This window comes from Methylosinus sp. shoA (assembly GCF_059718125.1).
Map to the genome: position 1 here is coordinate 30337 of NZ_AP046091.1, position 21535 is coordinate 51871.

23 protein-coding genes are annotated in these 21535 nt (G+C 68.1%); 8 read left to right on the plus strand and 15 right to left on the minus strand.

Features of this window, described 5'->3' with window-relative positions:
• Nucleotides 1-28 precede the first annotated feature (28 nt).
• The 3 genes from AC6IW9_RS00195 to AC6IW9_RS00205 form a co-directional block, all read right to left on the minus strand.
• Nucleotides 29-1363, minus strand: a complete 1335-nt coding sequence (locus AC6IW9_RS00195; protein ID WP_497767649.1) for a S41 family peptidase — start codon at nt 1361-1363, stop codon at nt 29-31.
• Complete coding sequence (locus AC6IW9_RS00200) at nt 1360-2739, minus strand: murein hydrolase activator EnvC family protein (protein ID WP_497767652.1); 1380 nt, start codon at nt 2737-2739, stop codon at nt 1360-1362. The genes AC6IW9_RS00195 and AC6IW9_RS00200 overlap by 4 nt, the downstream gene beginning before the upstream one ends.
• Nucleotides 2740-3037: 298 nt before the next feature.
• Nucleotides 3038-4051, minus strand: a complete 1014-nt coding sequence (locus tag AC6IW9_RS00205; RefSeq protein WP_497767654.1) for an OmpA family protein — start codon at nt 4049-4051, stop codon at nt 3038-3040.
• Nucleotides 4052-4152: 101 nt separating this feature from the next.
• Between AC6IW9_RS00205 and AC6IW9_RS00210 the strand changes: the two genes are divergently transcribed.
• Nucleotides 4153-4827: a hypothetical protein gene (locus AC6IW9_RS00210; protein WP_497767657.1), complete on the plus strand. Its 675-nt coding sequence runs from the start codon at nt 4153-4155 to the stop codon at nt 4825-4827.
• A 168-nt stretch (nt 4828-4995) separates the two neighbouring features.
• On the opposite strand, the gene dnaN is transcribed toward AC6IW9_RS00210, so the two are convergent.
• Complete coding sequence (gene dnaN / locus AC6IW9_RS00215; protein ID WP_497767660.1) at nt 4996-6114, minus strand: DNA polymerase III subunit beta; 1119 nt, start codon at nt 6112-6114, stop codon at nt 4996-4998.
• A gap of 140 nt (nt 6115-6254) precedes the next feature.
• On the opposite strand from dnaN, the gene AC6IW9_RS00220 reads away from it, so the two are divergent.
• Together AC6IW9_RS00220 and AC6IW9_RS00225 are read left to right on the plus strand one after the other, a co-directional pair.
• Nucleotides 6255-6545 carry a type II toxin-antitoxin system prevent-host-death family antitoxin gene (locus AC6IW9_RS00220; RefSeq protein WP_497767663.1) on the plus strand — a complete coding sequence of 97 codons (291 nt, stop codon included), beginning with the start codon at nt 6255-6257 and terminating at the stop codon, nt 6543-6545.
• Nucleotides 6546-6628: 83 nt separating this feature from the next.
• Nucleotides 6629-6982, plus strand: a complete 354-nt coding sequence (locus AC6IW9_RS00225; protein WP_497767666.1) for a hypothetical protein — start codon at nt 6629-6631, stop codon at nt 6980-6982.
• Nucleotides 6983-7080: 98 nt separating this feature from the next.
• On the opposite strand, the gene AC6IW9_RS00230 is transcribed toward AC6IW9_RS00225, so the two are convergent.
• Nucleotides 7081-7503: a hypothetical protein gene (locus AC6IW9_RS00230; RefSeq protein WP_497767669.1), complete on the minus strand. Its 423-nt coding sequence runs from the start codon at nt 7501-7503 to the stop codon at nt 7081-7083.
• Nucleotides 7504-7983: 480 nt separating this feature from the next.
• On the opposite strand from AC6IW9_RS00230, the gene AC6IW9_RS00235 reads away from it, so the two are divergent.
• Both AC6IW9_RS00235 and AC6IW9_RS00240 read left to right on the plus strand, forming a co-directional pair.
• Nucleotides 7984-10188, plus strand: coding sequence for a transglycosylase domain-containing protein (locus AC6IW9_RS00235; protein ID WP_497767672.1), 2205 nt, complete (start codon nt 7984-7986; stop codon nt 10186-10188).
• A 132-nt stretch (nt 10189-10320) separates the two neighbouring features.
• Complete coding sequence (locus tag AC6IW9_RS00240) at nt 10321-10800, plus strand: hypothetical protein (protein ID WP_497767674.1); 480 nt, start codon at nt 10321-10323, stop codon at nt 10798-10800.
• A 37-nt stretch (nt 10801-10837) separates the two neighbouring features.
• Here AC6IW9_RS00240 and AC6IW9_RS00245 read toward each other — a convergent pair whose 3' ends face one another.
• Together AC6IW9_RS00245 and AC6IW9_RS00250 are read right to left on the minus strand one after the other, a co-directional pair.
• Complete coding sequence (locus AC6IW9_RS00245) at nt 10838-11542, minus strand: glutamine amidotransferase (RefSeq protein ID WP_497767677.1); 705 nt, start codon at nt 11540-11542, stop codon at nt 10838-10840.
• Between the two features lie 74 nt (nt 11543-11616).
• Nucleotides 11617-12054 (minus strand): Rieske (2Fe-2S) protein, encoded by a 438-nt coding sequence (locus tag AC6IW9_RS00250; protein WP_497767680.1) that lies wholly within the window; start codon nt 12052-12054, stop codon nt 11617-11619.
• Nucleotides 12055-12229: 175 nt separating this feature from the next.
• On the opposite strand from AC6IW9_RS00250, the gene AC6IW9_RS00255 reads away from it, so the two are divergent.
• Nucleotides 12230-12505: a hypothetical protein gene (locus AC6IW9_RS00255; protein ID WP_497767683.1), complete on the plus strand. Its 276-nt coding sequence runs from the start codon at nt 12230-12232 to the stop codon at nt 12503-12505.
• Nucleotides 12506-12693: 188 nt separating this feature from the next.
• Here AC6IW9_RS00255 and AC6IW9_RS00260 read toward each other — a convergent pair whose 3' ends face one another.
• Together AC6IW9_RS00260 and AC6IW9_RS00265 are read right to left on the minus strand one after the other, a co-directional pair.
• Nucleotides 12694-12819 (minus strand): hypothetical protein, encoded by a 126-nt coding sequence (locus tag AC6IW9_RS00260; RefSeq protein ID WP_497767685.1) that lies wholly within the window; start codon nt 12817-12819, stop codon nt 12694-12696.
• A gap of 210 nt (nt 12820-13029) precedes the next feature.
• Complete coding sequence (locus AC6IW9_RS00265) at nt 13030-13362, minus strand: rhodanese-like domain-containing protein (RefSeq protein ID WP_497767688.1); 333 nt, start codon at nt 13360-13362, stop codon at nt 13030-13032.
• A 146-nt stretch (nt 13363-13508) separates the two neighbouring features.
• On the opposite strand from AC6IW9_RS00265, the gene AC6IW9_RS00270 reads away from it, so the two are divergent.
• Nucleotides 13509-13946, plus strand: a complete 438-nt coding sequence (locus tag AC6IW9_RS00270) for a CHRD domain-containing protein (protein WP_497767691.1) — start codon at nt 13509-13511, stop codon at nt 13944-13946.
• Between the two features lie 48 nt (nt 13947-13994).
• Here AC6IW9_RS00270 and AC6IW9_RS00275 read toward each other — a convergent pair whose 3' ends face one another.
• The 3 genes from AC6IW9_RS00275 to AC6IW9_RS00285 form a co-directional block, all read right to left on the minus strand.
• Entirely contained in the window at nt 13995-15293 is a 1299-nt protein-coding gene (locus AC6IW9_RS00275) for an ABC transporter ATP-binding protein (protein ID WP_497767694.1), read from the minus strand.
• Nucleotides 15294-15304: 11 nt separating this feature from the next.
• The gene (locus AC6IW9_RS00280; RefSeq protein ID WP_497767698.1) at nt 15305-17029 is read right to left on the minus strand and encodes an ABC transporter permease; all 1725 of its coding nucleotides are present in this window, start codon (nt 17027-17029) and stop codon (nt 15305-15307) included.
• A gap of 102 nt (nt 17030-17131) precedes the next feature.
• The gene (locus AC6IW9_RS00285; RefSeq protein ID WP_497767701.1) at nt 17132-17665 is read right to left on the minus strand and encodes a hypothetical protein; all 534 of its coding nucleotides are present in this window, start codon (nt 17663-17665) and stop codon (nt 17132-17134) included.
• Nucleotides 17666-17885: 220 nt separating this feature from the next.
• Here AC6IW9_RS00285 and AC6IW9_RS00290 point away from each other — a divergent pair, with 220 nt between their 5' ends.
• Nucleotides 17886-18719 (plus strand): DUF5765 domain-containing protein, encoded by an 834-nt coding sequence (locus AC6IW9_RS00290; RefSeq protein ID WP_497767704.1) that lies wholly within the window; start codon nt 17886-17888, stop codon nt 18717-18719.
• A gap of 73 nt (nt 18720-18792) precedes the next feature.
• Here AC6IW9_RS00290 and AC6IW9_RS00295 read toward each other — a convergent pair whose 3' ends face one another.
• From AC6IW9_RS00295 to AC6IW9_RS00305, 3 genes are read right to left on the minus strand one after another with little or no spacing between them, the layout of a single operon-like run.
• Complete coding sequence (locus tag AC6IW9_RS00295; RefSeq protein ID WP_497767708.1) at nt 18793-19812, minus strand: 5-oxoprolinase subunit C family protein; 1020 nt, start codon at nt 19810-19812, stop codon at nt 18793-18795.
• Complete coding sequence (locus AC6IW9_RS00300) at nt 19809-20591, minus strand: 5-oxoprolinase subunit B family protein (RefSeq protein ID WP_497767710.1); 783 nt, start codon at nt 20589-20591, stop codon at nt 19809-19811. The genes AC6IW9_RS00295 and AC6IW9_RS00300 overlap by 4 nt, the downstream gene beginning before the upstream one ends.
• Nucleotides 20592-20594: 3 nt before the next feature.
• Nucleotides 20595-21365 (minus strand): LamB/YcsF family protein, encoded by a 771-nt coding sequence (locus tag AC6IW9_RS00305; RefSeq protein ID WP_497767712.1) that lies wholly within the window; start codon nt 21363-21365, stop codon nt 20595-20597.
• Between the last annotated feature and the right edge of the window lie 170 nt (nt 21366-21535).

Genomic DNA, 21535 nt, shown 5'->3' on the forward strand with positions numbered 1-21535 from the left:
GGCGGCCGAAGCCGCGGCGCTCGCTAAATCAGTTCGCGGCTTTCGGCTTCGCCGGCTCCGCCGCGCTCTGCGGCTTGAACCGGCCGTGCAGAATGTCGACGGCGGCGATCAGCTGCTTGTCCTTCAGCGGATCCGGCGGCACATAGGCCTGCGAGCCGGTCTTCTCGTCGTCGCCATTCTTGAGATGGCCCTTGAGCGACGCCTCGCCCTTGGTGTCGTCCTTGCCCTTCAGCTCGTCCGGCACGTCCTGCAGGATGGTGACGTCCGGCTCGATGCCCTTGGCCTGGATCGACCGGCCGGACGGCGTGTAATAGCGCGCGGTCGTCAGCCGCAGCGCGCCGTTGTTGCCGCCGAGCGGAATGATCGTCTGCACCGAGCCCTTGCCGAAAGAGCGCGTGCCGAGGACCGTCGCGCGCTTGTGATCCTGCAGCGCGCCGGCGACGATCTCCGAAGCCGAGGCGGACCCGCCGTTGATCAGCACGATGACCGGCTTGCCCTTCGAGATATCGCTCGAAGCGCGGGCGTTGTAGCGCTGCGTCTCGTCGGCGGTGCGGCCGCGCGTCGAGACGATCTCGCCGTGGTCGATGAAGCTGTTGACCACCTGGATGGACTGGTCGAGGAGGCCGCCCGGATTGTTGCGCAGATCGACGATGAAGCCCTTGAGCTTGTCGCCGGGCATCTCCTGCTGGAACTTCTGCATCGCCGAGCGCAGCCCGTCCGAGGTCTCCTCGTTGAACTGCGAGATGCGGATGTAGCCGACGTCCTCGCCTTCCTTGTGCGAGCGCACCGATTTGATGTGGATCTCGGCGCGCACCAGCTTCACTTCGACCTTCTCCCGGTCTTTTCCGCGCAGCAGGGTGAGCTTCACCGGCGTGTTGATCTGGCCGCGCATCTTGTCGACGGCCTGGTTCAGGGTGAGGCCCTGCACATTCTCGTCGTCGATGGCGAAGATGAGGTCGCCGGAGAGGATGCCGGCGCGCGAGGCCGGCGTGTCGTCGATCGGCGACACGACCTTCACGAGACCGTCCTCCTGCGTGACCTCTATGCCGAGGCCGCCGAACTTGCCCTCGGTCTGGGTCCGCATGTCCTTGAAGCCTTTGGCGTCGAGGTAGCTCGAATGCGGATCGAGCGAGGTCAGCATTCCGTTGATCGCCGATTCGACCAGCTTCTGCTCGTCCGGCTTCTCGACATAATCGGCGCGGACCTTGTCGAACACGTCGCCGAACAGGCTGAGGTTCTTATAGGTGTCGGCCGCCGCGGCCAGAGCCGTCGACCCCAGAGCCATGCGCGCCTGCTGCCCCAGAGTGGCGAAGCCCGCTCCGATGACGATACCCGTTATGATCAATGAGGCCCTGCGCATCATCCGCCAACCTTCTGAATCTCCGGCTTCGCCCACCATGGGCCCGGATCGATGGACGCTCCGTCCTTGCGAAACTCGACATAGAGAATGGGCTGTTTCGCGCCGATAGCAATGGCCGCCGCCGTCCTCACGGCGCCTCCGCCCATATTCGCCACCGGCTCGCCGGCCAGCACGAACTGGCCTACGGCGACGGAGATATGGTCCATCCCGGCCAGAGTGACATAATAGCCGCCGCCGGCGTTGATGATCAAGAGTTGCCCATAGCTCCGATAGGGACCGGCGAAAATCACCCAGCCGTCGCAGGGCGAAGCGACCACCGCATTGTCGCGCAGAGCGAGGGACACGCCCTTTTCGGCTCCGCCCACGCCGTCCGGCGCGCCGAAGCGCTTGATCACCGCCCCCGCCGCCGGCAGCGGCAGGCGCCCTTTCAGATCGGCAAAAGCGACGGCCGGCGCGAGCCGCGCCACATTCTTGAACGGCGCCGCCAGCGCCCTGGCGCGGCTCTCCCTGGAGGCGGAGGCGTCGGCGGCCTCGCGCGCGGCGTCGGCCTGGCGCGCCGCCTCGGCCGCGCGCCAGGCCGCCTCGACCTCGGCCTCCATGCGCGCGATCAGCTCCTTGAGGCTCGTCGCCTTGGCCGCGAGCGATTTCGCCCTTTCGGCCTCGAAATCGAGCGCGCTCTGCGCCAGCATAAGCGCCTTCTGCCGGGTCTCGACCAGCGCCGCGAGCCGCACACGCTGTTCCTTCAGATCGGCGGCCTCTTTCGCGAGGCTCGCCTTCTCCGTCTCTATGCTCCCGCGCAGGGCGACCAGCTCGCCGAGATCGGCCTTCAGAGTCTCCACCTCGGAGCGCATCTGCGGCAGAACGGAGCCGAGCAGCATGGCCGCGCGAATGCCTTCGAGAATATCCTCCGGCCGGGCGAGCAGCGCCGGCGGCGGGCGGCGGTCCATGCGCTGCAGGACGAGCAGCACCTCGCCGATCAGTTCGCGCCGTCCGGCGAGCGATTTGACCAACGCCTCCTCTTTCCGCTGCGACGATTCGAGCCGGGCGGCGACCGCATCGGCGCGCTTTTCCAGATCCTCGATGGTGGCGGCGGCGTCGATCAAAGCCTGGGCCAGCCGCGCGCGATCGGCGCGCAGAGATTGGATTTCGGTTTCGATCTTGCGCCTCTGCTCGGCGGAGACGGTCAGATTGTCCTCGACTCCGCGCAGTTCGGAGCGCTTGCCTGTGAGGTCGGCCGGTTCTTGCCCGGTTTCGGACGCCGCCGCCGGATGCGGCGCGAGCGGCGCCGTCGCGACGGAGCCGCGCAAATGCTCGGCGCCGGCGGGACCGGCGAGCAATAGAGCGGCCGCGACCGCGCCCGCTCGCTGCGGCTTCCCCATTGCGAGGAGCGCAGCGACGACGCCATCGAGAGCCGTGGGGCGGCTCCCGGATCGCTTCGCCCCGCTCGCGATGTCGGAGCGGGACGCGATTCCCGCGCCCCGGAAAATCGGCCTTCGCCGAGCGCCATCGTCTCGCACTTTGCCGTCCTTCACGCGACCGCCCTGAAATTCCATTGCCGCAAGGGCGACGATGACGCGCAATTGCGAACAAAGCCTATCCGCCGGGAATCGGCCAAGTCCGTGTCTGTCGGGAAAAATCTGGCCGATTTTGCGGCGGCCCGCCAGAGCGACTTCCGCTCTAGCGGCGCGGGCCGACGATCAGCTCCACGCCGGGCTCGGCGCCGGACGTCGGCCGTCCCTCGGCGACGAGCCGGCCGCGGTCGACGCCCATGCGCCAGAGATAGCCTGCGACGCGCTCTGCGCGTTCGCGCGCTCGCCGGCGTTCGCTCGGATCCCGGGCGTTCCCATGGCCGCGCACCTCGACCACGGCGGTCGGGCAACGCTTCAGCAGTCCCGTGACCTTGTCGAGAGCGCCGCTCGACGCGCGCCGGATGCCGACGCCGCTACGCGTGAAGCGGATCGGCTCCTCGGCGAGCGTCGCCGCCACGGCCTTGTGGCAGGCGGCGGCGTCCAGCTCTCCGTCCCGGGCCGCGGGCTCCGCCCCGCGAGCGTCGGGCTCGGATTTCGGCGTCGCGCTCTGCCCCTCGGCGCGAACGGGCGGCGGTTTCGGCTCGGCCGGGGCCGGAGGGGGTTGGACCGCGGCCACATGCGGGGCCTCCGCCGCCGCCGCGCGCGCGGACGCGATCACGACAACACGGCGGACGCCGGCGATCTGAACGATTCTGCGCTCCGCTTCGCCGCCGCTCGCCGCGTCGCGCAGCAGAACGTCGCGCCCCTCGACTTCGATGTCGAGCTTATCCACGGCGGCGACCGCCTGGCGCTTCAGCTCGGCCTCGAGCGACCGTCCGCCGACGACATTCGCGCCGAGCCAGATCAGCGCCAGCGGAAGCAGCCCGAGGGCCCAACTCTCGTGCTCGCGCAGCGATCGGCCGCCGGCCAGCGCGCCGAGCGCGGCTCCGGCGAGAAAGCCGGCGAAGAGCGCGAGACCGGTCTCGAGCCAGAGTCCGGCGCGTCCGGAGAGAAGATGGAGATAGGCGACCGGCAGGCCGACGAGGAAGGCGAGGCCGAACCAGGCCAGCCAGCCGGCGAGCGCGCCGCGCGCCGGCCGACGCGCGAGGACGAGGGCCGTCGCCGCGCCGGCGGCGAGCGCCGCCATCCACCAGGCCCAAAAATGCGTGACGAGAAAGATCATGTCGCTTTCACTCGGGCGGGCCGTGCTCGAGAGATTGCGTCACGGCCCGATCTTTGGCAAGGCTCGGGAGCTTCGGGCTCGGACGCCTCCGGGGAGATGACATGCGGACGCCTGCCCTCTGCCTCGTCTCGCTCGTCCTCGCCGCGGCTCCCGCACGGGCCGAGGCGACGCCGATCGAGCGGGCGCCCTTCCACATTCCCGCCTTCCGCAACGACGTCGTCTCGATCGTCGACGTGCTGCTTCCGGCCGGGCGGGAGACGCGCTGGCACAGCCACTCGCGCGACTTCGTCTTCGTCGTGGTGCGCGACAGCGATCTCGTGCTGCAGAATTGGGGCGAAGCCGAGACGACGCGCGCGCATTGGCCGCGCGGCATGGCCGGCTTCGGCGCCTTTTCGAAGAAGGGCCTCGTCCATCGCGGCGAGAATGTCGGCTCGGGGCCGCTGCGCCTCGTCGGCTTCGAATTTCTGGAGAGCGCGCCCAAGGGCCGGCCCCTTTCCGCGCGCCCGCCCGCCTATCGGCAGATCATCGACAACGAACGCCTGCGCGGCTGGCGGCTGACCCTGAAGCCCGGCGAAACGGCCCCCGCCTTCGCGCAGACGGCGCCCATGGCCCGCATCGTCGTCGAGGGCGGTCTGCTGGTCGAGGCATGGGAGGACGGCGCCCAGGACATGGCGCTCGCGCCCGGCGGCTTTCAATGGCGCGAGGCCGGCGTCGGGCCCGCCCTGCGCAACGAGGGCGACACGACGATCGATCTCGTCGAAATCGAGCCGAAGTGAGCGGGCGACCGGACGCTTCGAGACGCCCGCTTCGCGGACTCCTCAGCGTGAGGGGCTGTTTTTTAGCGCCGAGCGAACGAATGTCCGGGCGCTCACGCCACCCCCTCATCCTTCGAGGCTTTTCGCCTTCGGCGAAAAGCCTCGAAGGATGCTCCAGGTCCGAACGTCTCACACGCGCATCGGCATCAGCACATAGAGCGCGCTCGCGCCGTCGCGGTCCTGGATCAGCGTCGGCGAGCCGGGATCAGCGAGGCGGAACAGCGCCGTATCGCTGTCGAGCTGGTCGGCGATGTCGAGCAGATAGCGGGAGTTGAAGCCGATATCGAGCGGCGGCCCGTCATAATCCGCCTCGATCTCCTCCACCGCCGAGCCCTGGTCGGGATTGGTCACCGACAGCACCAGCTTTCCGTCGGCGAGCGCGAGCTTCACCGCCCTGCCCCGCTCGGAGGAAATGGTCGAGACGCGGTCGACCGCCTCGCGAAACACCGCGCGCTCGACAGTCAAGCGCTTGTCGTTGTTGGCGGGGATGACGCGGCCGTAATCGGGGAAAGTGCCGTCGATCAGCTTGGTCGTCAGCACCGTCTCACCGAAGGAAAAGCGCATCTTGTTGACCGAGAGCTCGATCTCCACCGCGCCCTCGGCGTCCTCGACGAGGCGCAGCACTTCGGCGACCGCCTTGCGCGGCAGGATGACGCCCGGCATTCCCACCGCCCCGGCCGGCGCCGGCAGCTCCACGCGGGCGAGACGGTGGCCGTCGGTCGCGACCGCCCGCAGCAGCTGATGGCCGTCGACCTCCGTCGAATGCAGGAAAATGCCGTTGAGATAATAGCGCGTCTCCTCGCTGGAGATGGCGAATTGCGTCTTGAGGATCAGCTTCTTGAGATCGGTCGGCGCGAGCTGGAGGCGATGCGAGAACTCGCCCGAGGTCACATCCGGAAAATCGCTCTCGGGCAGGCTCTGGAGCTGGAAGCGCGAGCGGCCCGAGCGCAAGAGGAAGAGCCCCTGCTCGCCGGTCCCCTCGAGCGAGACCTGCGCCCCCTCCGGCAGCTTGCGCACAATGTCGTAGAGAGTATGGGCCGGCAGCGTCGTCGCGCCCTTCTGCAAAATCTCGGCCGGCGCCTTCTCGGTGATCTCGAGGTCGAGGTCGGTCGCCTTCAGCAGGAGGGCGCCCTCGGCGGCGTCGAGCAGCACATTGGCGAGGATCGGAATGGTCGTGCGCCTCTCCACCACCCGGTGAACATGCCCGAGCGCGCGCAGCAGCGCCGCCCTTTCGATGGTGATCTTCATAGCGCTCTGCCTGTGCCGCCCTTCGAATTACAAGAGTCGGACTTTGACAAGCCCGGGCGCGTCGCGCAAGAGGCGGTTATCGGTCCCTATCGGTCCCCTCGCACTCGACAACCTCATGCAGATTGCATAGATTATGTGATATGCATGAAGGGAGGGTGAAGCGCGTGCTCAAAGTCTCCGCCGCCGATTTTCAGCGCAATATCGGACGCTATCAGGACATCGCGTTGCGCGAGCCGGTCGCGGTGACGCGGAACGGGCGCGAAAGCTGCGTGCTGCTCTCGGTCGACGAATACCGGCGCTTGAAGCGCCGCGACCGCCGCGTGCTGCTGATCGAAGACCTTAGCGACGAAGATATTGCGCTGATCGCCAAGGCGGAAGTCCCCGCCGGCTATGAGCGTCTCGACGAAGAGTTGAAAGACTGGAAGCCGTGAGCTGGCCGGTTCCCTGTCCCGGTCTGGTTATCCGCTACTCATATCTCTGGAAACGAGAGGCGCGCGAAGGAAGAGAAGAAGGCGTGAAGGATCGCCCCTGCGCCATCGTCCTCGTTCTTGCGGGCGAACCCGGCGAAGCGCCGCTCGTCCGCGTCCTGCCGATCCCCCACTCGCCGCCCGTCGACGCCACGGAAGCCGTCGAAATTCCAGCCGTCACCAAGCAGCGCCTCGGACTGGACTCCGAACGCTCGTGGATCGTGCTGACGGAGACGAACGATTTCGTCTGGCCGGGGCCGGATTTGCGCCCTGCCGTCAACGGCGACCTTTCCAGCATCGTCTACGGAATGCTGCCGCCGCGCTTCTTCGCCCATGTCCGCGACAGGGTGGTGAGAATGCATCGGCTACGCCGTCTCGGCCGCGTCACGCGCACGGAATAGACTCGCATTTCGCGCCTGTCTTTTGCACACCGGAAGCCATTGAAAAGCAAGGGCGCGGCAGGTGTTGCGAATGTCTTGAGTTTTGCTCGTCGCGACAATTAATCGTCGGCGCGTATAAGGCTGCGCGCCCATGCTCTAGCGCCATTGCCTCCGCGAAAATAGACCGTCCCGTCTTCAGTGATTGAGGAAATAACGAACTTTCTGCCTAATTGGTCATGTTTGTTTGTCACTACGACGTCCGGCGCAAGATGCTGACTTACAATAGCCTCAAGGTTCAATTGCGTCATGATGTCATCAATGATCGCATCCCCTACACGGCGGGAAACTGTCGATATGTCGTGGTCAAATTTCCGAGCAAGCTCAATCTGCTTCGGCGTCGGCATACCTAGATCGTTGTAACCAAAAAACTGGCGATCAATCGCGTCCTCTATCATGGCTCGTGCGACGCCGATGGACTTGCCTGCCAGATCAAGCCCAATGCGCTGACCGAATTGAATCTGTGCCTCGGTAACAAAAACCATACTTGGCGCTTTCCTCGATGTTGGCGGCACTTGGCGAGCGGCCACTCAAAAGCCCTCGATTTGCTGATGAGCTAAAAAGACTAGCGAAGCCGCCCATCCTTGTGAATCCCCGATTTGCGGGGCACGGGGCGACTCCGTCCTCGCGCATAAGCTTGTTATATGGAACTCGCAAAGGCCGCGTGGCCACCTCGCCGGCGGGCTTTTGCATGTGCCAGCGCCTTTCTCACGAGGGTGCGACCTTTCGAGCAAAATCTGCATAGGACGAGCGGAGGCTTCCGCCTCGTCGAATACGCGGGCGAGCCTTTGCCGTGAATGTCCGCTCCTGGGCATCGGCCCGCAAGTCTCGCGGCGTCGCCGACGCCGCCCACGTGAGCCGATCCCCTCCCCGCGCTTTACCGGCCCTTAAATCGGCCGGTTTAAGTCTATCGTCGCGCAAGACCCATCGGAAGCAGCGGAGCGCCGGCGGCGGCGAAGCGACCTATGACGCGCGAGAAGCGGCGACGCGAGCCACGATTCGCGGAGGACGGGCCCGGCGAACTTCGCGCCGACCCTAGCGAGAGCATCGGCATGGCGAAACGCAAGGCCAAGGCCCCGGCCGCGGAGGAGGCTCCCCCGCCTCCGCCGCCCAAGCGGCGCAGGGGCTCGCTCCTCGGCGGCCTCGTCTATTGGGGGCTCGTCGCCTCGATCTGGGGCGGGATCGGCGCCGCCGGGCTCGCCGCCTATCACGCCGCGCAGCTGCCGCCGATCGACACGCTCGCCGTGCCCAAGCGGCCGCCCAATATCGCCATTCTCGCCTCGGACGGCGAATTGCTCGCCAATCGCGGCGACACCGGCGGCGCCGCGGTGCGCCTCAGGAACCTGCCCGCCTATCTGCCCAAGGCCTTCGTCGCGATCGAGGACCGGCGTTTCTATTCGCATTGGGGCATAGACCCGGTCGGGATCGCGCGCGCGCTCACCCGCAATATCGTCGGCCATGGCGCGATGCAGGGCGGCTCGACCATCACCCAGCAGCTCGCCAAAAATCTGTTCCTCACCCAGGAGCGCACGGTCTCGCGCAAGATCCAGGAGGCGATCCTCGCGCTCTGGCTCGAGCACAAATATTCCAAGGACCAGATCCTCGAGCTCTATCTCAACCGAGTCTATTTCGGCTCCGGCGCCTATGGCGTGGAGGCGGCGGCGCAGCGCTATTTCGGCCATCCGGCGAGCGCCGTCACCCTCTCCGAAGCCGCCGTGCTCGCCGGGCTGATGAAGGCGCCGAGCAAGCTCGCGCCCGACCGCAATCCGGAAGGCGCGAGCGAGCGAGCGGGTCAGGTCCTCACCGCCATGGCGCAGGAAGGCCATATCAGCGAGTCGATGGCCAAGGTCGCCCTCTCCCATCCGGCGCGCGCGCGCCGCGACCAGGCCGCCGGCTCGGCGAATTACGCCGCCGATTATGTGATGGACATGCTCGACGACACGATCGGCGCGATCGATCAGGACATCGTCGTCACCACGACGCTGAACCGCCGCCTGCAGGACGCCGCCGAAAAGGCGCTCGCCGACGAGCTCGACAAGAAAGGCGACAAATTCGGCGTGTCGCAGGGCGCGCTGGTGGCGCTCGATCCCAATGGCGCGATCCGGGCGCTGGTCGGCGGCCGCAATTACGCCGACAGCCAGTTCGACCGCGCCGTCTCCGCCAAGCGCCAGCCGGGCTCCGCCTTCAAGCCCTTCGTCTATCTCGCCGGGCTCGAGCATGGGCTGACGCCCGACACGATCCGCGAGGACGGGCCGATCAATGTGAAGGGCTGGCAGCCGGAGAACTACAGCCGCGAATATTTCGGCCCGGTCTCGCTGACCCGGGCGCTCGCTCTCTCGCTCAACACCGTGGCGGTGCGGATCGGCCTCGAGGTCGGCCCCAAGACGGTGGTGAAGACGGCGCATCGGCTCGGCGTCGTCTCCGAGCTGCAGCCCAACGCCTCCATCTCGCTCGGCACGTCCGAGGTGACGCCGCTCGAGCTCGTCTCCGCCTATGCCCCTTTCGCCAATGGCGGGATCGGCGTGCAGACGCACATCATCTCGAGGGTGCGGACCGCCTCCGGCAAGCAGCTCTACGCCCGCAAGGGCTCGAGCAACGGCCGCGTCATCGAGCCGCAATATGTAGCGATGATGAACATGATGATGGAGGAGACGCTCTCCGCCGGCACGGCGCGCAAGGCGGAGCTGCCCGGCTGGCGCGCGGCCGGCAAGACCGGCACCAGCCAGGATTTCCGCGACGCCTGGTTCATCGGCTATACGCCGCATCTCGTCGCCGGCGTCTGGCTCGGCAATGACGATAATTCGCCGACGAGGAAGGTCTCGGGCGGCAATCTGCCGGTCGAGGTGTGGAGCCGCTTCATGAAGGCGGCGCATCAGGGCGTGCCGGTCGCCGCGCTTCCCTCGGGCCAGTGGCGGCAGGCCGCCGCGGAGAACGCCTCGCCCTTCGCGCCGCTGCTCGGCCTGTTCTCCTCCGACGAGCCGGCCGAGCAGCCGCGTCGCGCGCGCGACGCCCGGGCGGCGCGGACCGCGGAGGCCGAGGAGCCGGGCGGCGCCGTGCATGGGCTCGAGGCGCTGCTGCCGCCGGCCAATATTCCCGACGCGCGTCAGCGGCCGCGCCGCGCCGCTCCTGCCGAGGAGAAGAATATTTTCGAGAAGCTGTTCGGCGGCTGACGCGCCGGCCGGCCGTCTCGCGCATCGTGCCGGGATCGGCGGCACGACAATTGCGATCGCCTGCCCAAAGTCCTTTCCGCATGTCGCTTTTGTCGCAAAGACGGCATGCCCAGCAAAGGAGGAGTAGGCGATATGAGACTGGCGGAGGCTTTCGCGTCGGCGACGCCCGACGACATCAAGGCGGCGCTCGACGGCGGAAAACTGGTCCTGTACTCGACCGGGCGGCCCATCGGACCGGACCATGCGATCACCCGCAGCGAAGTGCTCGCGACCTTCACATTCGCCGCTCCGGCCTTCGGCCCCGATCCGGGCGGGGAAGGCGTGGTCGCGCCGTTGTTCGTCGAGGGGACGGTGACGGCGACGGGCATCGGCACGCCGGGTTGGGCGCGCCTCTTCAAGGCGGACGGCGCGCCGGTCGCCGATTTGTCGGTCGGTCCCGGCGCGACGGAGGTCAAGCTCGGGAGCATCTCCGCCACCAAGGATTTCCCGATCACCGTCACCTCGCTCAAATTCGGCGCGCCGGAGACGGTCGAATGGGCGAAGACGGAATTCGGCCACGCCTTCCAGACCAATCGCGACGATCCGTACCGCAAGGTCTCCGTGCGCGGCTGAGCGCCCCCGTCCGGCGGCGTCGACGGCGCCGCCGGGCTCAGGCGGCGATCTCGCGCAGCCAGCGCGACAGGAAACGCCGGCTGCGCGCGCTCAACCCGGGCGCCTTTGTCGCCGCTTCGGCCCTGAGGGCGGGAATGGAGACGCCGGCCGCGGCGAGTTCGGCCGTATGTCCGATGAACCAGCTCTCGAGTCCGGCCGCTTCCGCCTCGGGATGAAATTGCAGGGCGAGGCCGCGGCGGCCGATCGCGAACGCCTGATTCTCATAGAGCTGCGAAGAGGCGAGTCGGCGCGCATTCGCGGGCAGGTCGAATGTGTCGCCATGCCAGTGCAGCACGTCGGCCTCCGGCTCGACCAGTTCGACGAGCGCGCTGGCGAGCCCGTCCGGGGTCGGCGCGATCGGCGCGAAGCCGATCTCTTTGCCCGCCGCGCCCGGATAGACCCGCGCGCCGAGCGCCGCCGCCATCAGCTGGCTTCCGAGGCAGATTCCGAGTGTCGGCGCGTCCCGCGACAGGCGGCGGCGCGCTAAGTCGATCTCGTCGGCGAGAAAAGGATAATCGCCGCTCTGATAGACGCCGATCGGACCGCCGAGAAGGACGAGCAGATCGGCCTTGTCCGCGTCGGCGGGAAGCGCGTCGCGTCCCGCCTCCACATAGCGGAGACCATATCCGGCCTCCGCGAGCGGCTCGGCGAAGGAGCCGAGATCCTCGAACGCCACATGCCGCACGACGAGCGCCGTCTTCATCGATCCTCTCCGCCATGCACCGATGCCGGACGGGCTCTTTTAGCCGTGCACGACTGCGGACGAAAGAGGCCGGCTCAGTCGGAAGTGATGACGACCTCTGGATAGATGTCGTTCTCCTCGCGGTCGAGTCCGTCCTCCTCGGCGATCTGCACGCCGGCGATGCACACCTCCTCCTCGTCGATCACCAGCTCGACCTTCTCGAGCTGTGCGCCGACGCAGGGGCCGTCGTTGCAGACGCCGGTCGGTATGTCGAATTGCGCCCCATGCTTGCCGCAGAGCAGGAAGCGCTGCGTGGGATCGAAGAAGGATTTCGGCTCGAAGTCGAGCCGGCTGTTCTGATGCGGACAGCGATTCACATAGGCATAGTATTTGCCGACGTGGCGCACGATGACGATCGGAAAGGGGACGGTCTTCCCTTTCTCGTCGACACGGGCCAGCACATAGCCGACGGCCCGCCGTTTGGCGACGTCGTTCACGTGGCAAACGGCGAAGATTTCGCGAACCGGCTCCATACCGCCTCCTCCTGCTTACAGCCGTTCCAAAGACTGCCGGGGACCAAGCAATCTCGGCGCCGCGCGTCTTGTGCGCCAGCGCACAGCCGCCGCCCCGCCCGAGCCGTAGAAGCCGTGGTCATAGACGAAACGACGACGGGCGCAGAAAGCCCGCGCCGAGACCGGGGGAAAACACATGACTTTCGCCATGACCGAATTCGCTTCTCGTCCCGTCCAGACCGGGTCCGCCGTGCGGATGTCGCTCGGCCTTCTCGCCGTGATCGCGGGCCTTGCGGCGGGCAAGGCGCTGCTCGCGCGCGGCGTCGCGATTCCGGCCGCGGCGGAGCCCGCGCCCGAAACCCTGCGCGAAGCTCCGGCCAAGGATGTCTGCCGCGCGGTCGAAGTCGAGATCGACGAAGGCTATGGCGTGCGCGGCCATGTCACCCGCTGGGTGTGCCGCAAGGCGCTGTGAGCGCGCCGACGATCCCCTCGCCCGAGGCGCTTTTCGCCGAAGGCGAAAAGCCTCGAGGGATGCTCAGAGGGCGCGGCGGCAACGCCCTTCGAGACGCCCGCTCCGCGGGCTCCTCAGGGCGAAGGGCTGTTTTTCCGCGCCGGTCACGCCTCGACGAAACGTGAGCTTCACAGGCGCGCCGTTCCTGGTCACGAGCGATCGGCGAGGTCGATCCGCAGACCGAAGCTCTCCGCCTCGGCCGCCGGGCTCGTGTCACGCGCGCCGTGGCAGCGCCGCAGCCGCGCGAGCCATTCGCCGATCGAGAAGGTCTCCACATAGTCGTCGTCGAGCGCGTCGATCTTCTCCTGCTCGCGGTCGCGCGGAGAGGATCAAGACGGGAACGCGCGAGCTTGCGCCAGAACCTCCTTGCCGTCCCTGTCGGGAAAGCCGAGGTCGAGCAACACCGCGTCGGGCGCCGAGGCGGCGATCGCCCGCGAGGGCCGCCATGACGGCGTCCCGAGACGGCGGCGTCCTCCGCGAGGAGGTCACATGCCCTGCACGACCGGCTCGCCCGCCTTCTGCCAGCCGAGAATGCCGCCGCCGAAATGCGTGTTCACATCGCGGCGGCCGAACAGGCGCGCCTGCTCCATCGCGCTCACCGAACGCTTGCCGGAACGGCAATAGACGACGACCTTCTGATTGTCTCCGGGCCGCGGGATCAGCGTCGGATCGAAACGCGAGAGCGGATTGAACAGCGCGCCCGCGATGTGTCCGGAGGCGTATTCCTCCGCCTCGCGCACATCGATGAGGATGATCGAGCCGTCGGCGAGGCCGCTCTTCAGATCGTCGAGGCTGATGTCGTTGAACGGGTCGGCCATGATGCGCGTCCTGGGATTGTCGTCTGATCGATCGGGCGCTTCCGTCCGCCCCTCCGGGCGAGCGCCGGCTTGATGCCGGACGCCGGCGCGTTAGGTGGAGGCGCCTCGGGGGCGTTCTTCCGCCATTTGACACAGGAGGTCCAGAAATGTCCAGGAACGCATCGAGAAACCTGTCGCTCGCGGCGACCCTCGCGCTCGTCCTCTCGGCCGCTCCGGCCATGGCCGAAGTCATCATGTTCAAAGGCGACCTCACCGGCGGCGCCGAGAATCCGCCGAGCGGAAGCAAGGGCATGGGAGAAATCGAGGTCAAGCTCGATCCCGATGCGAAGAAGATCACCTGGAAGGGTCATTACAGAGGCTTGCAGAGCGAAGAGACCCAGGCGCATTTCCACGGCCCCGCGGGGCCGGGCGAGAACGCCGCTCCGGTGCTCCCGGTCGACGCCGCCGGCGGCAAAATCGAGGGTCAGGCGACGCTCAGCGCGCAGCAGGTCAAGCAGCTCGAGAACGGCATGTGGTATTTCAACATCCACACGTCGAAGCATCCCGAAGGCGCGCTGCGCGGACAATTGACGCGCGTGCGGTGATCGGAACGCCCGAAGCGGGTCGCGAGCCGCGCCGTCCGCGACCCGGGATCATTGGGGATTTTCCAGGCTGAAGGCCTGCGCGCCTTCGTCATAGGCGAAAATCTCGCCGTAACGGCCCCAGGTGGTGACGCTCCGCAGCGTCATCTCCGCATAGTCCTCGCTCATATAATCCTCGAGCTCCTCGCGGAATCGCGTCGCCGGCGCATAATGCGACGGGCGCTCGTCGAGCACGCGGCGGATGCGCTGGGCGAGCGGCACATAGGCGAGCAGATGGTCGCCGAACAGCTTCTTGCGCTGGTCGACGTCCATCTCGGCGAAGCGCCGGCCGGCCTGCGTCAGCTTGATGTCGCCCTCGGCGAGCTCGGCGAAGCGCAGCAATTGCAGCGTCTCGGCGACGGGAAAGAGATCGTCGATCTCGAGCTGCAGGCTGTCGGCGAGCGCCGGCAGATCGGCCTTGCCGTCATAGGGCGGCGCGGCGATCTCCTCGATCATGCCGGCGAGCGTGTTGGTCGAGACGGTCGGCAGCGCCATGCCTAGTCCAAGTCCGGGGAAGCTCGTCTCGCGCGTCTTCGCGGGCTCCGCGCGGCGCGTCATCAGAGCATAGATCTGGTCGACGAATTGGCGGAATTCGGGATCGAGACGATTGCGCGGATGAGCGAGCGTCACCGCGATCTCCGCCGCTATGCGGCCGGGATTGGAGGAGAGCACGACGATGCGGTCGCACATCAGCACCGCCTCCTCGATATTATGCGTCACCATCAGGATCGATTTGATCGGCATGCGTCCTTCGACCCAGAGATCGAGCAGATCGGTGCGCAGGGTCTCCGCGGTCAGCACGTCGAGCGCCGAGAAAGGCTCATCCATCAACAGAAGGCTCGGCGCCACGACGAGCGCGCGCGCGAAGCCGACGCGCTGGCGCATGCCGCCGGAAATTTCCTTCGGAAAGGCGTTCTCGAATCCGTCGAGGCCGATGATGTCGATCGCCTGCAGCGCGCGCCGCCGCGCATCCGCTTCGCGCACGCCCTTGGCGCGCAGGCCGAGCTCCACATTGGCGAGAACGGAGAGCCAGGGGAACAGCGCGAAGCTCTGGAACACCATGGCGACGCCGTCGACCGGTCCGTCGACCGGCGCTCCGCGATAGAGGACGTCGCCCGAAACGGGGCGCGCGAGCCCCGAGACGATGCGCAGCAGCGAAGACTTGCCGCAGCCCGAGCGCCCGAGCAGCGCGACGATCTCGCCCGGATCGAGCGTCAGCGACACATCGTCGAGCACGAGCGCGCCGCGCTCGCCGCCGGCGCGTCCATAGGATTGCGAGACATGTCTCAGCTCGAGCAGCGGAGTGGTCACGGCGTCGGCCCTCACGAGAGACGCAGGCGACGTTCGACGAAGCCGAACAGGCGGCGCCAGAACAGCCGGTTGAACAGAATGACGCAGACGCTCATCATCGAGACGCCGAGCACGATCTTCGGATAATCGCCTTCGGCGGTCGCCTCGGCGATATAGGCGCCGATCCCGTGCGCCGCGATCGTGTCGTCGCCCCATTTCACATATTCGGCGACGATGGAGGCGTTCCACGAACCGCCCGAGGCGGTGAGCGCGCCGGTCACATAATAGGGAAAGATCGCCGGCAGAATCACATTCTTCCACCAGGCGAAGCCGCGAATGCGGAAATTGGCGCAGGCCTCGCGCAGATCGTTGGGAAAGGCGGCGGCGCCGGCGACGACGTTGAAGAGAATATACCATTGCGTGCCGAAGATGATCAGCAGCGACAGCCATATGTCCGGGTCGAGCCGAAATGTGACGATGCCGACGACGGCGATCGGAAACAGCACATTGGCCGGAAAGGCGGCGAGGAATTGCGCGAGCGGCTGAACCTTCTCGGCGATGCGCGGACGCAGGCCGATCCATACGCCGACAGGAACCCACACCGCCGTCGCGAGCGCGATCAAGACAACGACGCGCGTCATGGTGATCAGCGTCAGCAGCGCGACATGACGAAGCTCGTCGATCGTCACGGCGCCGCGCACGAAGGCGACGACGAGATGCAGCGAATAGAAGAACAACGCGCCGATCGCGGCAAACCACAGGACGTCGAACGCGGCCGACGCCACGCGGCTCCGCGGCGGGCGCCGCACGGCGAAGGGCGGCCTCATCCGCCACAAGGAGACCCTGCGCAGCGCGCCCGCGGGCCAGGCCGCGACGGCGCGTAGCCAGCGCGTGCGCATGAAGAGATCGCGCACCCAAGAATCCGCCTCGACCTGCGCGGCGGAGAGCTCGACGCGGAACTTTCCCGCGAAGGCGACGATGGGGCGGAACAGCAGTTGATCATAAGCGAGAATGATCAGCGCCACCGCGACCACCGCCGCGACGACGCAGTCGATGCGCCGCGCCTCGATCGCGAGCGCGAGATAGGAGCCGACGCCCGGAAGCCGCACATTCACGTCGCCGACCGTGATCGCCTCCGAGGCGACGACGAAGAACCAGCCGCCCGACATCGACATCATCGTGTTCCACACGAGCCCCGGCATGGCGAAGGGCGCCTCGAGCTGCCAGAATTTCTGCCAGGGCGTGAGGCCGAAGCCGGTCGCGACCTCTTCGAGATCGCGCGGAACCGTGCGCAGCGACTGGTGGAAGGAGAAGGCCATGTTCCAGGCCTGGCTCGTGAATATGGCGAAGATCGCCGCGCCCTCGGCGCCGAGCGTCGAACCCGGGAAGAGGCCGAGAAAGAAAGTGACGGTGAAAGACAGGAAGCCGAGCACCGGCACCGACTGCAGCACGTCGAGCAGCGGGATCAGCAGCATTTCGGCGCGGCGGCTCTTGGCCGCCAATGTCGCATAAGTCAAGGTGAAGAGGAGCGACGCGAAGATCGCCACGAACATGCGCAACGTCGTGCGCAGGCCGTAATAGGGCAGCGCCGAATAGTCGAGGGTGAGTTGCGCCGTCTCCGGCGCCTCGAGCGGCAGCGCCATGCCGCGCGAGCCGAAAGCGGCCAGCGCGAACACGCCGAGAACGAGGCCGAGCGCGATAATGTCCCACAGATTGGGCAGCGTCCGGCGGCCGGGCGAGGCGAAGCTTGTCGGCATGGGCGCGCGTTTCCGGAAGCGGGACGAAGGGACGCGCCGGGGGCGCCGCCGACAGGCAGTGACGAAGCAATGTGACGTTCGGATGACGCAGGCCGAGCCGGTTCAACCGCCGTCCTTGCCCGCCTTGACGAGCGATCTGGGCCGCTCCGCGGCAGGCCGGGGAGGCGGCGACGGCTCCTTTCGCTCGGCCGCTTTCGGCACGGAGCCCGTCGGCGTCGGATCGAGCTGCGTGCGCTCGAACCGCGAGAGGCGCGCCTCCAGCCGGTCGAGACGCGCCGCGCCCGCCTCGCGCGCGGATTCGAGGGCGCGCAGACGCTCGCCGGCGCGCAGCGCCTCACGCTCGTGGCGCAGCGATTCGATCTGTGCGCGGGCCGAGCGCGCATCATCGAGCAATTGAGCGATCTCGCGCCGCCGGCGCAGATCGATCGAGGCGACCTCCGGCTTCCAGGCGAGCGCCTTGGACAGCGTTTCCGCGTCTATGCTCTGGCCGGCCTCGAGCGCGTCTTTCACCCCCGTGCGCGAGCCGAGGACGAAGCCCGCCGCCGTTCCGACGGCGACCGAGGCGACGACGAAGGCCGCGCGCCGCGATCCGGGCGAGACGAAAGCCGCGAAAGGCTTTGCGGCGATGATCGGCATGGGCGCTCCGCAGAACCGACGGGCTGTTGTCGCGCCACTCTCGGCCGAGCCGGTTAACGGGCGGTTAAGCCGCGAGCTCGGCCGCTGGCGCGCCGGCCGCCGGGACGGGCGAGCCCGGCTGCGTCGAAGACCAGCGCCGGCCGGAACGGGGACGGCGCTCGACAGCCGCGCCGAAACCGTCTATCTGAGCCACAACTAGAAGAAAGACAGGGTACATTCCATGTGCTGGAGTGGGGAAGCGTCTACGGCGCTGGCGACGGTCGGCGTCGCCGGAGCGGTCTATAGCGCGGTCAAGAAAGAGCCTTTGGCGCTCTGGGGATGCCTCCTCTATTTCTCGAGCATGGAGGCGCTTCAGGCGGTCAGCTATTCGGTGATCGGCCAGTGCGATTCGCCGCTCAATCAGATGATGACATTGTTCGGCTATTTGCACATCACGTTCCAGCCGTTCTTCATCAACGCCGTGGCGCTGTATTTCATGCCGAAGGAGGCTGCGAAGCGCGTCGCGCCGATCGTTTTCGCCGCCTGCTTCGTCGGCGCGATCACCATGCTGGTGCAGCTCTATCCGTTCCAATGGGCCGGGCACTGCCAGCCGGGCCGGCCGCTCTGCGGCGAGTTCCTGTGCACCGTGCGCGGCGAATGGCATCTCGCCTGGCTGGTGCCGACCAACGGCATCGGCAACAGCATGGCCGACAACGCCTATCTCGGGCGCGGCTATCTCGCCTATCCGCTGCTCGCCTTCTTCACGCCGGCGCTGATCGGCAGCTGGCGCTTCACTCTGTTCTCCTATGTGGCGGGCCCCTTCGCCGCGAGCCTCACCACCTCCAACATCAATGAATGGCCGGCGGTGTGGTGCCTGTTCAGCATCGGCCTGGTGCTGGCCATCATGAAGACGCCGCTGCGCCGCCATCTCCATGTCGGCGAGCCCTGGTGGCGGCGTGTCGCCGCTTGGCGCGCGTCGCGCGCCGCCGCGCCGGCGCCCGTCCCTGCCGCCGAGGCGGCTCATGCGCGCGGGGAGAGCCCGACGCCCGCCCGCCTCGAGCCGGCGATCGACTGAGGACGCCTGGCCCTGCTCGGCATGCCCATTGGACAGGACGTCGCAACCGCCATGCCTTCTCCCGCGAGCGGGCTCAGCCCTGCCTCGCGTCGGCGACGCCGCCGATGAGATTGGCGGCGAGCAGGAATTCGGGCGTCAGCTCGGGAGCCGGAGGCCGCAAGACGACCCCGGAGGCGATCGCCTCGCGGCGGGCGCGGCGCAGCGCCACCGCCTCCTCGACCGAGACAGCCTCGAAAGCGATGGTCTCTCCCGGCCGCTTCTGCGCGAGCCGGCCGATATCGGCGCCGATCACATTGGCGATCTTGGGATAGCCGCCGGTCGGCTGGCGATCCGCCATCAGGACGAGCGGCGCGCCGTCGCCTGGAACCTGGATCGCGCCGAGCGCGACGCCGTCCGAGACGATGTCATGGCCGTCCGAATGAGCGAGCGCCGCGCCTTCCAGCCGATAGGCCATGCGATCACTGCGCGGAGAGAGACGCCAAGGCGTTTCGGTGAAGGCGCGCAGCGCCGCTTCGGTGAAGCGGCCATGCTGCGGCCCGAGAATCACACGGATAGGCGCGGCTCCCGGCGCGAGCCAGGGCGCCTCGATCGCCAGAAGCTCCGAGGGCGGCTCCCGAACCTCGGCGAGGGCGAGACGGTCGCCGGCGGCGAGGCCCCGTCCCGCCAGCCCGCCGAGCCCCGAGCGCGCGTGTGTGGCGAGCGAGCCGAGGGCGAGCGGCAGATCGAGCCGCGCGGCCACGGCGACATAGCACCAGGCGCCCGCGGCGCCGTGGCGGATCGAGAGGCGCGCCCCAGGCTCCAGCGCCAGCCGGCAGGCGGGCGGCAGAGCTTGGCCGTCGAGCCGCAGATCGAAGGCGCCGCCGGCGACGGCGAGGCCGATCGTCCCGCCTTCCGCCTCGAGCTCGAGGCCGCCGAGCGAGACCTCGATCGCCGCAGCGCCCACGCCGGCGCCGACGGCGAGATTGGCGGCGGCGAGCGCGCCCGCGTCCATGGGCCCGGCGGGAGTCACGCCATAGCGCAGAAATCCGAACCGGCCGGCGTCCTGCACGGTGACGCCCGGCCCGGCGGAACGGATGCGCAGCGCCGCCGTCACGGCGCCGCCCCCGCCTCGAGCCGCGAGACGATCTCGCCCCCCTCCGCCCTTTCCTCGAGCCGCTCGAAGGCCGGCCGGTCGACCGGCTCGAAGCGGATCGCATCGCCGGCGTCGAAGAGGAAGGGCGGGTCGCGGTCGAGGGCGAACAGGCGCTCGGGCGTGCGGCCGATCACATACCAGCCGGTCGGCATGGGCGCGGCCCCGATCAGCGATAGCCCGCCGCCGATGAGCACGGCGCCCCGCGGCGTCGGCCCGCGCGGCGCGGCTCGACGAGGCAGAGCAAGGGCGCTCGCCAGGCCGCCGAGATAGCACCAGCCCGGCGCGAAGCCGTACATATAAGCGCGATAGAGGGCGCCGGCGTGCAACTCCGCGAGCCGCTCGCGGGAAAGCGACAAGACTTCGCCCGCGGCGTCGATATCCTCCGCCAGCGGCGGCTCATAGCAGCAGGGGACGACCCAGAGACCCGGGGCGTCGCCCCCTCCCGATCGCCTTCGGCGATCGACCTCCCCCCTCGAGGGGGAGGCGGGCGCCGGGCCCCTCATCGACAGCGCCTGCGCGTGAGCGACGAGCGTCGCGCGGGGGAGCTCCAGGGGTTCGTAATGGATCATCAGCGAGCGATAGGTCGGGACCGTCTCGACGATCCCCTCGAGCGGCGCGGCGCGCAGAGCGGCGTCGAGCTCCAGCACGCGGGCGTTGATCGCCGGATCGACGCTGTCGCCGAATTCGACGACCAGCGCCGCCTCCCCCGCATCGAGCCAGCGCGGCGCGGAATAGAGCATGGCTCACCCCGCCGCCGTTGCGAAAGACGCGAGCCGGAAACCCGCCTGCCCGAGCGCGCCGCGCAGGCGCCGCGTCACCGCCACCGCATGGGGCGTGTCGCCATGCACGCAGATGGAGTCGATCGGCGTCGGCAGGCGCGCGCCGCTCTCGGCGATGAGCGCCTGCGCCTCCAGCATGGCGAGGACGCGCTCGGCGGCGCGCTCCGCATCCTCGATCACCGCGCCGGGCAGTCCGCGCGGCATCAGCCTTCCGTCTTCGGCATAGGCGCGGTCGGCGAAGGCTTCGCGCGCGACGTCGAGCCCCGCCTCCTCCGCCGCCTCGACCTGCGCGCTCCGAGCGATGGCGAGCAGAAAGAGGCCACGGTCGACCGCCCGCGTCGCCCGCGCCACCGCGCGCGCGACCTCCGGCTCGCTCTCGGCGATATTGGCCAGCGCGCCATGGCATTTCACATGGGTGAGCCTGTGCCCGCAATAATCGGCGAGGGCCCGCGCGGCGCCGATCTGATAGGCGACGAGCCGCTCGATCTCGGCGGGCGAATAGGGAATGCGCCGGCGCCCGAAGCCGGCGAGATCCGGAAAGGAGACATGCGCGCCCACGGCGACGCCGCGCTCACGCGCGAGCGCGAAGCAGCGCGCCATGATGTCGGGATCGCCTGCATGGAAGCCGCAGGCGACATTGGCGGAGGTGACGAGACCGAGCATGGCGTCGTCGTCGCCCATGCGCCAAGCGCCGAATCCTTCGCCGAGATCGGCGTTGAGGTCGATGGTGGGCAAGACCTGTTCCCCGATGCTCCCTGCCGACGGCGTCGCGAGCTGCGGACGCCCCGGAGGCGTTCGCCTTTTATCGGAGCGCGCGGCGCAAATTCAAGGCTTCGGTCTTTCCACGCGACCTCGCCTCCACAGGCGTCGATGATCTGAAATGCCTTTGCTTCAAGACGGTTCTG

What these genes read in the sequence shown, in the direction of transcription:
- AC6IW9_RS00240 (WP_497767674.1), top strand. Translation starts at nt 10,321, where the DNA reads ATGAGACTGGCGGAGGCTTTCGCGTCGGCGACGCCCGACGACATCAAG.
- AC6IW9_RS00285 (WP_497767701.1), bottom strand. Translation starts at nt 17,665, where the DNA reads ATGCCGATCATCGCCGCAAAGCCTTTCGCGGCTTTCGTCTCGCCCGGA.
- AC6IW9_RS00250 (WP_497767680.1), bottom strand. Translation starts at nt 12,054, where the DNA reads ATGGAGCCGGTTCGCGAAATCTTCGCCGTTTGCCACGTGAACGACGTC.
- AC6IW9_RS00235 (WP_497767672.1), top strand. Translation starts at nt 7,984, where the DNA reads ATGACGCGCGAGAAGCGGCGACGCGAGCCACGATTCGCGGAGGACGGG.
- AC6IW9_RS00265 (WP_497767688.1), bottom strand. Translation starts at nt 13,362, where the DNA reads ATGGCCGACCCGTTCAACGACATCAGCCTCGACGATCTGAAGAGCGGC.
- AC6IW9_RS00230 (WP_497767669.1), bottom strand. Translation starts at nt 7,503, where the DNA reads ATGGTTTTTGTTACCGAGGCACAGATTCAATTCGGTCAGCGCATTGGG.
- AC6IW9_RS00270 (WP_497767691.1), top strand. Translation starts at nt 13,509, where the DNA reads ATGTCCAGGAACGCATCGAGAAACCTGTCGCTCGCGGCGACCCTCGCG.
- AC6IW9_RS00195 (WP_497767649.1), bottom strand. Translation starts at nt 1,363, where the DNA reads ATGATGCGCAGGGCCTCATTGATCATAACGGGTATCGTCATCGGAGCG.
- dnaN (WP_497767660.1), bottom strand. Translation starts at nt 6,114, where the DNA reads ATGAAGATCACCATCGAAAGGGCGGCGCTGCTGCGCGCGCTCGGGCAT.
- AC6IW9_RS00205 (WP_497767654.1), bottom strand. Translation starts at nt 4,051, where the DNA reads ATGATCTTTCTCGTCACGCATTTTTGGGCCTGGTGGATGGCGGCGCTC.
- AC6IW9_RS00300 (WP_497767710.1), bottom strand. Translation starts at nt 20,591, where the DNA reads ATGCTCTATTCCGCGCCGCGCTGGCTCGATGCGGGGGAGGCGGCGCTG.
- AC6IW9_RS00245 (WP_497767677.1), bottom strand. Translation starts at nt 11,542, where the DNA reads ATGAAGACGGCGCTCGTCGTGCGGCATGTGGCGTTCGAGGATCTCGGC.
- AC6IW9_RS00255 (WP_497767683.1), top strand. Translation starts at nt 12,230, where the DNA reads ATGACTTTCGCCATGACCGAATTCGCTTCTCGTCCCGTCCAGACCGGG.
- AC6IW9_RS00210 (WP_497767657.1), top strand. Translation starts at nt 4,153, where the DNA reads ATGCGGACGCCTGCCCTCTGCCTCGTCTCGCTCGTCCTCGCCGCGGCT.
- AC6IW9_RS00280 (WP_497767698.1), bottom strand. Translation starts at nt 17,029, where the DNA reads ATGCCGACAAGCTTCGCCTCGCCCGGCCGCCGGACGCTGCCCAATCTG.
- AC6IW9_RS00290 (WP_497767704.1), top strand. Translation starts at nt 17,886, where the DNA reads ATGTGCTGGAGTGGGGAAGCGTCTACGGCGCTGGCGACGGTCGGCGTC.
- AC6IW9_RS00200 (WP_497767652.1), bottom strand. Translation starts at nt 2,739, where the DNA reads ATGGGGAAGCCGCAGCGAGCGGGCGCGGTCGCGGCCGCTCTATTGCTC.
- AC6IW9_RS00220 (WP_497767663.1), top strand. Translation starts at nt 6,255, where the DNA reads ATGCATGAAGGGAGGGTGAAGCGCGTGCTCAAAGTCTCCGCCGCCGAT.